Source organism: Microbacterium gawkjiense (assembly GCF_031932225.1).
Lineage (GTDB): Bacteria > Actinomycetota > Actinomycetes > Actinomycetales > Microbacteriaceae > Microbacterium > Microbacterium gawkjiense.
Window position 1 is genome coordinate 826,802 of the sequence record NZ_JAUZVV010000001.1, and the last position, 13,029, is coordinate 839,830.

General features: G+C 70.5%; 11 protein-coding genes. 2 read left to right on the plus strand and 9 right to left on the minus strand.

Translation table 11 applies throughout. The annotated features are described in order from the left end of the window. Window positions 1-24: 24 nt before the first annotated feature. From Q9S71_RS03975 to Q9S71_RS04010, 8 genes are all read right to left on the minus strand, one after another. Window positions 25-2,322 carry an ATP-binding cassette domain-containing protein gene (locus Q9S71_RS03975; RefSeq protein WP_311860657.1) on the minus strand — a complete coding sequence of 766 codons (2,298 nt, stop codon included), beginning with the start codon at window positions 2,320-2,322 and terminating at the stop codon, window positions 25-27. A gap of 3 nt (window positions 2,323-2,325) precedes the next feature. After that, a complete protein-coding gene (locus Q9S71_RS03980; RefSeq protein ID WP_311860659.1) occupies window positions 2,326-2,826 on the minus strand; it encodes a cupin domain-containing protein in 501 nt (166 codons plus the stop codon). Continuing rightward, the gene (locus Q9S71_RS03985; RefSeq protein WP_311860660.1) at window positions 2,816-3,439 is read right to left on the minus strand and encodes a hypothetical protein; all 624 of its coding nucleotides are present in this window, start codon (window positions 3,437-3,439) and stop codon (window positions 2,816-2,818) included. Before Q9S71_RS03985 ends, Q9S71_RS03980 begins: the two co-directional genes overlap by 11 nt. 2 nt (window positions 3,440-3,441) lie before the next feature. Continuing rightward, on the minus strand, window positions 3,442-3,918 hold the full coding sequence (locus Q9S71_RS03990; RefSeq protein WP_311860661.1) for a hypothetical protein: 477 nt from the start codon (window positions 3,916-3,918) through the stop codon (window positions 3,442-3,444). 8 nt (window positions 3,919-3,926) lie between these two features. After that, window positions 3,927-5,510: a hypothetical protein gene (locus Q9S71_RS03995; RefSeq protein WP_311860662.1), complete on the minus strand. Its 1,584-nt coding sequence runs from the start codon at window positions 5,508-5,510 to the stop codon at window positions 3,927-3,929. Then, the gene (locus Q9S71_RS04000; protein WP_311860663.1) at window positions 5,507-5,776 is read right to left on the minus strand and encodes a hypothetical protein; all 270 of its coding nucleotides are present in this window, start codon (window positions 5,774-5,776) and stop codon (window positions 5,507-5,509) included. Before Q9S71_RS04000 ends, Q9S71_RS03995 begins: the two co-directional genes overlap by 4 nt. Window positions 5,777-5,852: 76 nt before the next feature. After that, window positions 5,853-6,422, minus strand: a complete 570-nt coding sequence (locus Q9S71_RS04005) for a DNA-3-methyladenine glycosylase I (protein ID WP_311860664.1) — start codon at window positions 6,420-6,422, stop codon at window positions 5,853-5,855. Window positions 6,423-6,452: 30 nt separating this feature from the next. Beyond that, window positions 6,453-8,558 carry an acyl-CoA dehydrogenase family protein gene (locus Q9S71_RS04010; RefSeq protein WP_311860665.1) on the minus strand — a complete coding sequence of 702 codons (2,106 nt, stop codon included), beginning with the start codon at window positions 8,556-8,558 and terminating at the stop codon, window positions 6,453-6,455. A 277-nt stretch (window positions 8,559-8,835) separates the two neighbouring features. Between Q9S71_RS04010 and Q9S71_RS04015 the strand changes: the two genes are divergently transcribed. Continuing rightward, window positions 8,836-10,974: an alpha-galactosidase gene (locus Q9S71_RS04015; protein WP_311860666.1), complete on the plus strand. Its 2,139-nt coding sequence runs from the start codon at window positions 8,836-8,838 to the stop codon at window positions 10,972-10,974. Between the two features lie 6 nt (window positions 10,975-10,980). Here Q9S71_RS04015 and Q9S71_RS04020 read toward each other — a convergent pair whose 3' ends face one another. Beyond that, window positions 10,981-11,349, minus strand: a complete 369-nt coding sequence (locus Q9S71_RS04020; RefSeq protein WP_311860667.1) for a MerR family transcriptional regulator — start codon at window positions 11,347-11,349, stop codon at window positions 10,981-10,983. Between the two features lie 122 nt (window positions 11,350-11,471). Here Q9S71_RS04020 and Q9S71_RS04025 point away from each other — a divergent pair, with 122 nt between their 5' ends. Further along, window positions 11,472-12,980, plus strand: a complete 1,509-nt coding sequence (locus Q9S71_RS04025; protein WP_311860668.1) for a SulP family inorganic anion transporter — start codon at window positions 11,472-11,474, stop codon at window positions 12,978-12,980. The last annotated feature ends 49 nt before the right edge of the window (window positions 12,981-13,029 follow it).

Consider the following 13,029-nt stretch of genomic DNA (forward strand, 5'->3'; position numbering starts at 1 on the left):
CTTATGCTCTTCGGTTCGGTCGACTCAGTCCGCGCTGACGTAGCGGGCCAGGTGCTCGCCCGTCAGCGTGCTGCGGTCGGCAACGAGCGCCGCCGGCGTCCCCTCGAACACGATGCGACCGCCGTCGCGACCTGCGCCCGGACCCAGGTCGATGATGTGGTCGGCGTGGGCCATGACGGCCTGGTGGTGCTCGATGACGATGACGGAGTTGCCGGCATCCACCAATCGGTCGAGCAGGGCGAGCAGGTTGTCGACGTCCGCGAGGTGCAGACCCGTCGTGGGCTCGTCGAGGACGTAGACCGCCCCCTTCTTCGCCATCGCGATCGCCAGCTTCAACCGCTGCCGCTCGCCGCCCGAGAGCGTGTTGAGCGCCTGACCGAGGGTGATGTAGCCCAGCCCCACGTCGATCATGCGAGCCAGCGTCGTCTTCGCGGGGCCGGAGGTGAAACCGTGCGCCTCCTCGGCGGACATCGCGAGCACCTCGGCGATGTTCCTGCCGTCGAGCGTGTACTCGAGCACCGCTTCGCTGAAGCCGGAACCCTCGCAGACCTCGCAGCGCGTCTTGACGCTCTGCGTGTAGCCGAGGTTCGTGATGATGACCCCGAGCCCCTTGCAGGCCGGGCACGCACCCTCGGAGTTCGCGCTGAACAGGGAGGCCTTCACCCCGTTCGCCTTCGCGAACGCCGTGCGGATAGCATCGAGCACCCCGGTGTACGTCGCGGGGCTGGAGCGGCGCGACCCCTTGATCGGCGACTGGTCGACGACGACGACGTCGTCGAACGACGGGACGTTGCCGTGGACGAGGGAGGACTTGCCCGACCCGGCCACGCCGGTCACGACCGTCAAGACACCGAGCGGGATGTCGACGTCCACCCCCGTGAGGTTGTGCTGGGTGGCGCCGCGGATCTGCAGCGCACCGGTCGCCGGGCGGGTCGAGGTCTTCAGCGCTGCTCGGTGATCGAGGTGCCGTCCCGTGAGGGTGTCGGATGCCCGGAGGCCGGCGACGTCCCCCTCGTACATGATCCGCCCGCCGCGCGATCCCGCATGCGGGCCGAGGTCGACGACGTGGTCGGCGATCGCGATGACCTCGGGCTTGTGCTCGACGACGAGGACGGTGTTGCCCTTGTCCCGCAGCAGGAGGAGCAGGTCGTTCATGCGCTGGATGTCGTGGGGATGGAGTCCCGCGGTGGGCTCATCGAACACGTAGGTGACATCGGTCAGCGCGGAGCCGAGGTGACGGATCATCTTCGTCCGCTGCGCCTCGCCGCCGGACAGGGTCCCCGACGAGCGGTCGAGCGACAGGTACCCGAGCCCGATGTCGACGAACGACGCGATGACCTTGCGCAGCCCGGACAGGAGCGGCCCGACGGCCGTCGCATCGATCGTGTCGAGCCACACGGCGAGGTCGGTGATCTGCATCGCGGCGGCGTCGGCGATGTTCACGCCGCCGATCCGGCAGGAGCGGGCGCCGTCGTTCAGTCGGCTGCCGCCGCACTCGGGGCAGGGGAGGAACTTGACGGCGCGATCCACGAACGCACGGATGTGGGGTTGCAGCGCCTCCCGATCTTTCTGCAGGAACGACTTCGTGATCTTCGGGACCAGACCCTCGTAAGTCATGTTCATGTTCTGGAGCTTGACCTTGGTCGGCTCCTTGTAGAGGAAGTCGGCGCGCTCCTGCTCGGTGTACTGCGCGATGGGCTTGGCCGCGTCGAGGAACCCCGACTCGGTGAAGATCCGCACCATCCAGCCGTCCACGTTGTAGCCCGGGACGGTGATCGCGCCTTCGGCGAGCGCCTTCGAGCTGTCGAAGAGCTCGTCGAGGTCGACGTCGCTCACCTCGCCGAGCCCCTCGCACCGGGGGCACATGCCGCCCGTGACGACGTCGGACCCCGGCACGGTCGGGATGTTGAACGAGAACGCCTGCGGCGACCCCACCCGCGGCTCTCCGAGGCGGCTGAAGAGCAGCCGCAGCATCGCGTACGCGTCGGTCGCGGTGCCGACGGTCGAGCGCGCGTTGGCCCCCATCCGCTCCTGATCGACGATGATCGCGGGGCTGATGTTCTCGAGGCCGTCGACCTCGGGACGGGACAGCTGCGCCATGAACTGCTGGACGAACGTCGGGTACGTCTCGTTGATGAGGCGCTGCGACTCCGTCGCGATGGTGCCGAACACGAGCGAGGACTTGCCCGACCCGCTCACCCCGGTGAAGACGGTGAGGCGGCGCTTGGGGATCTCGACGTCGACGCCCTTGAGGTTGTTCTCCCGCGCCCCGATGACGCGGATGACGTCGTGCGCGTCGGCGACGGGAGGATCGGATGCCACGGCTCAGCCCTGCGCCCACGGCATGGGCCGGGGAGTCTCTTCGTCACGGGTGGCGTCGTTCGGCAGGTGCGGCAGCTCGCCGCCGCCCGCGCGGATGCAGAGCCACCGCAACTGGCCGGGGCTCTCAGGGTGCGCCCGCCAGGTGCGCCACACGCCCTGCCCGACACGGACGACCGACCCCGGGCCCACGTCCACCAGGTCGTCGTCGAGGCCCGTCTGACCGCGACCCTCCAGGAAGACGTAGAGCTCTTCGACCTCCGAATGCGTGTGCCAGTAACCGGCCTCTTCGCCCGGCTCGAGCGCGTTGGCCGTCAGCCCGATGTACTGCATCGCGAGTTCGTGGTCGACGACACGACGCCCGTCCCGAGAGCGAGCGGCTGCGAACCCCCCGAAGTGATCCCGCCAGTGGTCCAGCGCACCGATCTCGGTGATCTCGTAGCCCGCCATGTCCGCCTCTCCGCCCGCCGTCACCACATGATCCTCGCGGATCGTGTCATCCGGCAAGGCGGCGATCCTCCGACGCGAAGGCCGCGGTCGCGGCGATCGAGTCGAACAGGTGCAGCATCGGATCGCGCAGGTGCGCGAGCGGGGTCGCGAAGCTTGCGAGGACGACACGCTTCGCGCCGGGGACCGGGTACCAGTAGTCGGCCGCCAGCCGCTCCACGGGCGCGTCCGCCGAGACGCCGTCGTCGACGACACGGTGCAGGCGCAGCGCGCCGCCGCCCGCCGGCGCACTCACCCGCGTCGCGGTGTCGGCGCCCGGCGCTCCGACCGCGCGCAGACTGCGATCGAGGGTCGCGAGCACCGCGTCGGCGGAGGTCCCGACAGCAGGGGTCATCGTCATCCCGCTCGGCGCGTGCACCGTCAGCGTCGCCGGTAGCCGCACCCCGGCAGCGATCTCGAGGCACAGGAACACCCCGTGCGCACTCGAGACGCGAGCCGCATCGACGACGGCGCGTAGCCGGTCCCGCAGGTGTCGCCGGGTGAGCGCGGCGTCGTCCGCGGCTCCCACGATGTCGCGGACCGCGGCATCCACTCGTCCGGCGGACGCCGCCTCGTCACGCGGGTCGATCGCGAGCCACTCCCCCGGCAGCGCGAACGCGAGACGGGCCGTCATGCTCACTCCGCCGCGGCGAGCGCCCGCAGGTCGGCAGGGCTGACCTGCAGCTGTCGCTTGCCGGTCTCGGCCACGCCCAGCTCTCGCGCGATGTCGGGGGTGACCGCGATGACGTCGCGGGTCGCCTCGCCGCGCACGCTGTAGTCGGCGCGCTGCCCGTCGACGAAGGTGAGGCCGACGGCATCGGCGGATGCCGCGGCGTCATCGGCGGCGAGCACGGGAGCCGCAGCGCGCACGGCATCGACCACCCCTGTCTCGGACGGATCGTCGAGGAAGAGCATCACCTGCACGTGCGTGACCCAGGGGGCGTTGGGATGCGTCGTCCAGACGAACGCGCCGTTGACGCCGTCGACGGCGCCGAGTTCCGCCTCGAGCCCCGCCGTGTCGGGGTCGGCGGCGCAGCCGGTGAGCGCGAGCCCTCCGGTGCAGAGGGTGAGGGCGACCGCCAAGGCGGTCAGGGCACGACGGCGTCGGGGCATGGACGACCTCACGATCCTCGGACGAACTCGGCGACGTAGACCTCTTCGCTGCCCGAGTCTCCCCCACCGGCGAAGAAGATGTCGTCCCCGGGACGGGGTTCGGGCAGGTACCGCTCGGCGACCGTCCCGTACATGGTCGCATCGTGCATCGGCCAGGTGAGCGGCCGGTAGGTCTGCCAGTCCTGGTCGAATCGCAGGTAGTCGCCGACGTCGAGCCCGACGAACTCGAGCGTGTGGACCGGATCGATGCCGTTGTTGAACTGGGTGACGCGGACACCGTCGGGCATGTCGCCGTGGTGCTTGTCGATCGCGGATCCCGCCGTGACGACAGACTCGACGCGGTCGGCGACCCGCGGATCGGTCGCCATCTCACCGGCCATCATGCCGCCGAGCGACCATCCCGTGAACATGATCGGCGCGTCGCTGTCGAAGACACCGGCATCCGTCATCGCCTGCCAGGCCGCCTGCTCGTACTGCGTCTCGAGCTCGGGGAACATCGAGAGCATGACGTCGGTGCGGGCGTCGTTGAGCGCGCCGTCGGTGTTGAGCGGCGACCACTCCTGCGTGCTCGGCAACTGCACCCGCCACGCGACGACCTCGCCGTCGGCGTCCCGCACGGCGACGACGCGGATCTCGGTGTGGTCCGCGCCGCCGGCGGCGTCCTGCGCGGCCAGCTCACCGAAGAGGTCCCGGTAGTCGCGCGGTTCGAGCTCGTCCGAGACCTCGAACCGATCGGTGCGCTGCACGACCGGCGGAGCCATCAGCTCGCTGAGCGCCATCCGCATGAGGGATGCCGAGACGAGCGCCACGAGCAGCATGACCCCCGCGGGGCCGAGCACGGTGAACACCGTCCCGAGCACGAGCGCCCCCACGAGCACGAGAGCGGCGACGACAGCGGCCGACACCAGCGCGCTGACCGTCTCCGCCAGCGCGAAGACGATCCCCGCGAGGACGTCCTCCGCCCAGTCCAGGACGACGGCGAACACCCCGCCGACACCCTCCCAGAATTGATTCCAGTTGTCGCCGAATGAGTCGGCGCCCTCCTCGATCGCCGTGGAGATCCGGTCGCCGGCACGGTCCGCCGCCTCCCACAGTCGCTGCCGCGCCGACGCGAGCGTCCGGCGCGCCTCATCCGCCCCGGCCATGGCCGCGCTGAGCGCCTCCCGCGCCTCCCACAGGTCGTCCTCGAACACCCCCGTCGGCTCGCCTTTCGCGATCGCGAGGGCGAGCGCGTTCTCCCGGTCGTGGACGTCGGCCTCGAGCACCGGGATCCGAGCCAGGTGGGCATCGCCTTCCTCGACGGCCGTCCGCGCGTCGCCCTGGATCTCGCCGAGTTCGACCGCGTACGTCACGAGTGCGGTCGAGGTCCCCGTGTACCGCTCCGTCGCCCGGTGCAGGCCGGCGGCCGCCTCGCCTGCGGCGGTGCCCGCGGCATCCGTCGACAGACTGTGCTGCTGCGCCACGAGATCCTGCAGCGCCAGCGCCGCGGATTCGATCGCCTCGGCCGTGCGGGCGAGATCGTGGGCACGGATCTCCAGGTCATCGGGGCGCCCCTCGAAGAGGTCCTCGAACTCGACCGACAGCACGCTCACGGCCGCCCCGTCGCGTCGAGTTCGGTGAACGCGTCGACGATGGCGGTCAGCAGGTCGCGCACGGTGACGAGCTGGTCCTCGAGCTTTCCGCGGTTGTAGTCCCAGTTGGCGGCGAAGTCGCGCACCTTGCCCGCCAGACGGGGCTCACCGGTGGCGGCGGCGAGATCCTCGCTGACCGCGTCGGCCGAGGAGAACGTGTCGAACGCCGCCACCGCACGGTCGCGGGCGGCCGCCAGGGCGGTCAGGTCCAGGTCCACGTCACTCACCGCGTCACCTCCGTTCGCGGCCGACGCTACCGACGACCGCGCGTCGTGCCCATGGGGACTCCTCCCCACCTGCCGGTCAGCCGCCGGCCCGGTGACACCCGTTCACGTGGTCGTCGACCATGCCCGTCGACTGCATGAGGGCGTACATCGTCGTCGACCCCACGAAGCGGAACCCGCGCCCCCGCAGCGCTTTCGACATCGCGTCGGACTCCGCCGTCGTGGCGGGGACCTCGGCGAAGGTCTCCGGTCGCCGATGGGATGCCGGGGCGAACGACCACATGAACGCGTCGAGCTCGCCCGGGGCCATCTCTGTGACGAGCCGCGCGTTGCCGATCGTCGCGAGGATCTTCGCGCGATTGCGGATGATGCCCGCGTCGGCCATGAGCCGGTCGACGTCGGCCTCGTCGAACGCGGCGACGGTGACCGGGTCGAACTCCGCGAACACCTCACGGAACCTCGGGCGCTTGCGGAGGATCGTGATCCACGAGAGGCCCGCCTGGAACCCCTCGAGGCTCATCTTCTCGAACAGCGCCCGGTCGCCGTGCAGCGGACGCCCCCACTCCTCGTCGTGGTAGCGGCGGTACTCGGCGTCGTCGCCGACCCAGCCGCAACGAAGGAGGCCGTCGGGCCCGACACGCAGTTCCACGCGTGTCAGGTTACCGACGGCCTCCGACGCTCACTTCTTCTTGAGCGACTTCTCCGGCACGGGAGCCTCACCACGAGCCGCGAGGTCCGCGTAGTGCGCCCGCGCCTCGTCCTGCCGCTGCCGCTCGATGCCGGAGGCGATCGGTGCGCGCACGTGCTCGGGGGCGAATCCGAACGCGTCGACGAGGTCCTGCGCGTGCGGACGCAGCCGCGCGCAGAGGCGGTCGATGTACTTCGACACCGCAGCGGCGCGCTGCGTCGACAGACGTCCATTGATGAGGTGCCAGGCCAGGTGCTTCTCGATGAGGTGCAGACCGAAGAGGTCGCGCAACCAGGTGAGGACCTGCCGCGTGCCGTCATCCTCGGTGGCCTTCACCGCATCCGAGAACGCCTCCCACTGCAGCAGCTCGCCGTGCGCCCGCGCGGCTTCGATGAGCTCGGCCTGGTGCGTGTTGAACAGCGCCGCCGCCTCGGCCGCAGGGAGCTTGGATGCCGGGCGCAGCGCGCCGGCGATGTCGGCGACCATCTGCTCGACGCGTCCCGCGAGCAGTTCGTGCTGCTGCTCGGCCCGGAGCCCCAGCTCGACCGAGCGTGCAGTCGAGCCGAAGTCGGCGACCGTCTGCCCGAGGCTGCGGAGCCCTGCGCCGTGGAAGACCTTGCCCGCCGTCTGGCCGACGGCGAACTTCGCGAGGGTCGCGGCATCCGCCCCCTTGAACTGCTTCGCGAAGTCGGCGAGCAGGCGCTTGCCGACCAGCTGGAGCAGCACGTTGTTGTCACCCTCGAAGGTCACGTAGACGTCGAGGTCGGAGCGCAGCCCCACGAGACGGTTCTCGGCCATGAAGCCCGACCCGCCGCAGGCCTCGCGCGCCTCCTGGATGGTCTGCAGCGCGTTCCAGGTGCTGAGCGGCTTGAGCGCGGCCGCCAGGGTCTCGAGGTTCTCGCGCTCGGCGGGGGTGTCGGACGTGCCGCCGAAGACGCCGTCGAAGGTGCGCAGCAGTTCGTCGTGCGCGAAGTACTGGGCGACGTTCTGCGCGAGGAGCGGGAGGAGGCGGCGCTGGTGCTTGCCGTAGTCGAGGAGGACGACCTCATCGGTGCCGGCGCCGGAGTCGAACTGCCGGCGCTGGTTGCCGTAGGTGACGGCGATGTAGAGCGCGAGCGACGAGGCGATCGTGGCGGCGCCGTCGAGGGAGACGCGGCCCTGGACGAGGGCGCCGAGCATCGTGAAGAAGCGGCGGCCCGTGCTCTCGATGGGGCTCGAGTAGGTGCCGTCGGGAGCGACGTCGCCGTAGCGGTTGAGGAGGTTCGTCCGCGGCACGCGGACGTGGTCGAACGCGAGCCGGCCGTTGTCGATGCCGTTGAGCCCGCCCTTGACCCCGTCGTCCTCGCTCTGGACGCCCGGGAGCAGTTCGCCGTCGGGCGTGCGGATCGGCACGAAGAAGCAGTGCACGCCGTGGTTCACGCCCTTCGTGATGAGCTGTGCGAAGACGGTCGCCGCCTGTCCGTGCTTCGCGGCGTTGCCCAGGTAGTCCTTCCACGCCGCGCGGAACGGCGTGTGGATGACGAACTCCTCGGTCTCGGGGTCGTAGGTCGCCGTCGTTCCGATCGCGGCGACATCCGATCCGTGGCCGATCTCGGTCATGGCGAAGGCGCCGGGGAGCTCCGCGTCGCGGATCGCCGGAATCCAGGTGTCGTGGTGCTCCTTCGTGCCGAGCTGCAGCACGGCCGAACCGAACAGCCCCCACTGCACGCCGGACTTGATCTGCATGCTCGGGTCCGCGAGCACGAGCTCCTCGAACCCGGCGAGGTTGGCCCCGTTGTCCTCCTCGCCGCCGTACTCCTTGGGCAGGGCGCGCGTCGAGCCGCCGTTCTTCGCGAGCAGACGCACCTGCCCCATGACGCGCTCACGGTGCTCGGCGACGCTCTGGCCGTCGATGCGCCAGTAGGCCGGGTCCTTGATGAGCTCGCGCACCGTGAGGCGGGTGTCTCCCCACGTGCCGCGGAGCATCGCGCCGACGGCGTCGATGTCGATGCGAGGCTCGTGCGCTTCGTCGGCGGTGTGGGGCGCGGTGGGGGCGCCGCCAGCGGGGGTGCGCTTGTCGGCGGCGGGGGTGGAGGAGCGGACGACGGTGTCGGTCATCACTGGCCTTTCTGAGGACGCCGGATCGGCGACGGGACAGGGAAGTTCGACCACAACGGTAGGAGTCCTCCAACATTGGACCAACTGCGTTGTCCCTCTCGCACAACGTCGTCGGCGGACGTGATGACGCGCCGTTGTGCCGCGCCTACATCGGGCGATGTCGGAGCGCCACGGCAGCCGGCATCCGCGCCAGGCCGCGGGCGCCGCGGGAGGCTCCGGGAAGGCGTCTCGGAGAAGAACGTCTGTGCACGTTCCCAGGGCCTGCCAGACTGTGATCATGCGCGTCATCCCCGCCGACGAGACCGTCCTCCACCTCCGCTCCGGCGGCACCAGCGTCGTCCTCGACCTGCAGCCCGGGGCGATCCCCGCGATCGTCCACTGGGGTGATGATCTCGGCGATGCACCCCACGCGACACTCGTCTCACTCGCGACGGCGTCGCGGCTGCAGCGCATCTCGGGCGGGCTCGACCACACGGTGCGACTCGGTGTCGTCGCGACCGCGGCGTCGGGGTGGGCGGGCACGCCGACGTTCGAGGGGCATCGCGACGGCGAGGGCGTGAGCGCGGTCTTCACCGTGGTCGGTACCCGCGCCTCGGACGATGCACTCGAGCTGGATCTCGCCGACGCCGAGGCGGCCCTGTCGGCGCGGTACGAGCTGCGGGTGACGGCGTCGGGTCTGGTGCGGGCGCGGACGACGGTGCGTAACGACGGGGAGGGCGTGTACACGGTGCAGGCGCTGCACGTGACGCTCCCGTTGCCGTGGGAGGCGACGGAGCTCCTCGACACGACGGGCCGTCATTTGCGGGAGCGGTCGGCGCAGCGGCACGAGTTGACCTTCGGCACGCATCTGCGGGAGTCGCGGCGGGGCCGCCCGGGTGCCGATGCGACCCCGTTGCTCGCGGCCGGCATCCCGGGGTTCGGGTTCGAGCGGGGGCGTGTGCACGGGGTGCACCTGGCGTGGAGCGGCAACTCGCGGATCTTCGCGGAGCGGGTCCCGACGGGTGAGTCCTTCCTCGGTGCCGGTGAGCTGTATCTGCCGGGTGAGATCCGTCTCGCGCCGGGTGAGGAGATCTCCTCGCCCGAACTGCTCGGGTCGTGGGGCGACGGCCTCGACGAGCTCGCGGCGCGCTTCCATGACGAGTGGCGTTCGCGGCCGCAGCATCCGACCCGTCCTCGGCCGATCACGCTCAACACGTGGGAGGCGGTGTACTTCGACCACCGGCTGCCGAAGCTGATCGCCCTCGCCGACGCGGCGGCGGAGCTGGGTGTGGAGCGGTACGTGCTCGACGACGGCTGGTTCCGGCACCGCCGCGACGACACGGCGGGGCTCGGCGACTGGTACGTGGACGAGACGGTGTGGCCCGACGGGCTGCACCCGATCGCCGATCACGTGGTCGCGAAGGGGATGGAGTTCGGGCTGTGGTTCGAACCCGAGATGGTCAACCCCGACAGCGACCTCGCCCGCTCCCACCCCGACTGGATCCTCCGCGGCCGCACCGACCTGCCCCCGTCGGCCCGGCAGCAGCAGGTGCTGAACCTGGCCCACCCCGACGCGTACGCGTACATGTTCCGGGTGATCAGCGACATCCTCACCGCGTACCCGATCGCGTACGTGAAGTGGGATCACAACCGCGACCTCGTCGACGCGGCCGCCGGGCCCGGCGGAGCCGCAAAGGTGCATGCGCAGACCCTCGCCGTGTACCGCCTCATCGACGACCTCAAAGCCGCCCACCCGGGCCTGGAGATCGAGAGCTGCGCCTCCGGCGGCGCCCGCGTCGACCTCGGCATCCTGGACCGCACCGACCGGATCTGGACCAGCGACTGCCTCGACCCGATCGAGCGCCTCGAGAACCAGCGGTACACGGCCCTGGTCGTCCCGCCCGAGATGATGGGAATGCACCTGACCACCCCGCACGTGCACTCCACCGGCCGCACCGTCTCCCTCACCCTCAGCGGAGCCGTCGCCCTGTTCGGTCACTTCGGCATCGAATGGGACGTCACGACCCTCACCGAAACGGATGCCGCGGCCGTCGGCGCGTGGGTGACGCTCGCCAAACGGGTCCGCCCCCTCGTCGCGACCGGCCGCCTCGTCAACGCGGACGTCGCCGACCCCGGACTCGACGTCCGCGGCGTCGTCGCCGACGACCAGGCGTCCGCCTTCTTCACCATCACCCAGACGCAGACCCTCATCTCTTCCCCGGCCGGGCGCGTGCGGTTCCCGGGGCTCGACCCCGACCGGACCTACCGGATCGAGATCGTCACCCCCGGCGGGATCGTGCAGACCCCCGCGCAGTCCCCGCTCGAATGGGCGCACCACGACACCGTGCTGACCGGGCGTCAGCTCGCCGTCGTCGGTCTGCGACCGCCGGTGCAGAACCCGCAGCAGGCCGTCGTCGTCGAGGTCACCGCGGTCTGAGGTCCGTCAGATCCGTTCGAGCTGGTCGAGGAACTCGTCGGCCATCTCGACCTGCCGACGGAGCTTCTCGCGACGCGCGGCAGCCTCGGCGCGCACGGCGTCGAGGCGAGCACGCACGCTCGGGTCGTCGGCATCCCCCGCCATCGCATCGACCACGTCGAGCAGCTCCCGCATCTCGTCGAGCGTGAAACCCAGCGGCTTCATCCGGCGGATGAGGAGGATGCGGGCGACGTCGCCCTCGGTGTAGAGCCGGAAGCCGCCGTCGGTGCGCGCCGACGGGGTGACGAGACCGATCTCGTCGTAGTGACGGAGGGTGCGGAACGACAGCTCGGTCCGCTCGGCGACCTCGCCGATACGCATCGTGCCGTCTGTCACTGGTTTCCTCCCGAGTGGACGCAAACCTCACGTTACGTTAGGTTTGCTCGTGCGCGTCCGCGCGCCCCCATTCTTCCGCGTCGCCGATGAGAGCGCGCACTCCCCCGATCACCGGAGTCTCCATGACGACCCCCACCTCTGCGCGCCCGCGCACGTCACCCACCGTGCTGCAGGCCCTCCGCAGCCCGCGCCTGCTCACCCGGGAAGTGCTCGCCGGGTTGGTCGTCGCGGTCGCCCTCATCCCCGAGGCGATCGCGTTCTCGATCATCGCGGGCGTCGACCCGCGGCTCGGACTGTTCTCGTCGTTCATCATGGCGGTCGCGATCGCGTTCCTCGGCGGGCGCCCGGCCATGATCACGGCCGCGACGGGGGCGGTCGCCCTCGTCATCGCCCCGGTCGCCCGCGAGCACGGGATGGACTACTTCATCGCGACCGTCCTGCTCGGCGGCGCCATCCAGGTCGCGCTCGGCGCCCTCGGCGTCGCGAAGCTCATGCGGTTCATCCCGCGCAGCGTCATGGTCGGCTTCGTGAACGCGCTCGCGATCCTCATCTTCCTCGCGCAGCTTCCGCAGCTGATCGGCGACGGCATCCCCTGGCTCGTGTGGCCGCTCGTGGCCGCGGGTCTCGTGATCCTGTACGCCTTCCCGCGACTGACGAAGGCCGTGCCCGCGCCCCTCGTCACGATCGTCGTGCTCACCGCCGCCGTCGCGGCGTTCGCGTGGAACGTCCCGACCGTGGGCGACCAGGGCGAGCTGCCCGAGAGCCTCCCGACGCTGTTCGTACCGAACGTGCCGCCGACCCTCGAGACCCTGCAGATCATCGGCCCGTTCGCCCTGGCCATGGCCGTCGTCGGACTGCTCGAATCGCTCATGACCGCCAAGCTCGTCGACGACATCACCGACACGCCCTCCTCCAAGACCCGTGAGGCACTCGGCCAGGGAGCCGCGAACATCCTTTCCGGGGCCTTCGGCGGCATGGGCGGCTGCGCGATGATCGGCCAGACGATGATCAACGTGAAGGCGTCGGGTGCACGCACGCGCATCTCGACGTTCCTCGCCGGCGTGTTCCTGCTGATCCTCGTCCTCGCGCTCGGCGACGTCGTCGCGATCATCCCCATGGCCGCCCTCGTCGCCGTCATGATCGTCGTCTGCATCGGCACGTTCGACTGGCACAGCGTGCGCCCGGCGACGCTGCGACGGATGCCGAAGAGCGAGACGCTCGTCATGCTCATCACCGTCGTCGCCACCGTCTGGACCCACAACCTCGCGATCGGCGTGATCCTCGGCGTCCTCGCCGCGATGGTCGTGTTCGCGCGCCGGGTCGCGCACCTGGTGACCGTCACCCGGACCGTCGACGACGCGGCATCCGCGGCGCACTACACGGTCGACGGCGAGCTGTTCTTCGCCTCGAGCAACGACCTCACGAGGCAGTTCGCGTACACCGACGACCCCGCGACAGTCGTGATCGACATGTCGCGTTCGCACGTGTGGGATGCCTCGACCGTCGCCGCCCTGGACGCGATCGTCGACAAGTACGAGCGGCAGGGCACGACCGTCACGATCGCGGGTCTGAACGACGCGGCATCCGCCTTCCACAGCCGACTCAGCGGACAGCTCGGCGCCGAGCACTGACGCGAGGGGGGTTGACCCCGCCTGCGGCGGCCTGGAGGATGCCGGGGGC

Coding starts and splice junctions, on each gene's coding strand:
- Q9S71_RS04010 (WP_311860665.1), bottom strand. CDS start 8,558: ATGACCGACACCGTCGTCCGCTCCTCCACCCCCGCCGCCGACAAGCGC.
- Q9S71_RS04015 (WP_311860666.1), top strand. CDS start 8,836: ATGCGCGTCATCCCCGCCGACGAGACCGTCCTCCACCTCCGCTCCGGC.
- Q9S71_RS04025 (WP_311860668.1), top strand. CDS start 11,472: ATGACGACCCCCACCTCTGCGCGCCCGCGCACGTCACCCACCGTGCTG.
- Q9S71_RS03985 (WP_311860660.1), bottom strand. CDS start 3,439: ATGACGGCCCGTCTCGCGTTCGCGCTGCCGGGGGAGTGGCTCGCGATC.
- Q9S71_RS03990 (WP_311860661.1), bottom strand. CDS start 3,918: ATGCCCCGACGCCGTCGTGCCCTGACCGCCTTGGCGGTCGCCCTCACC.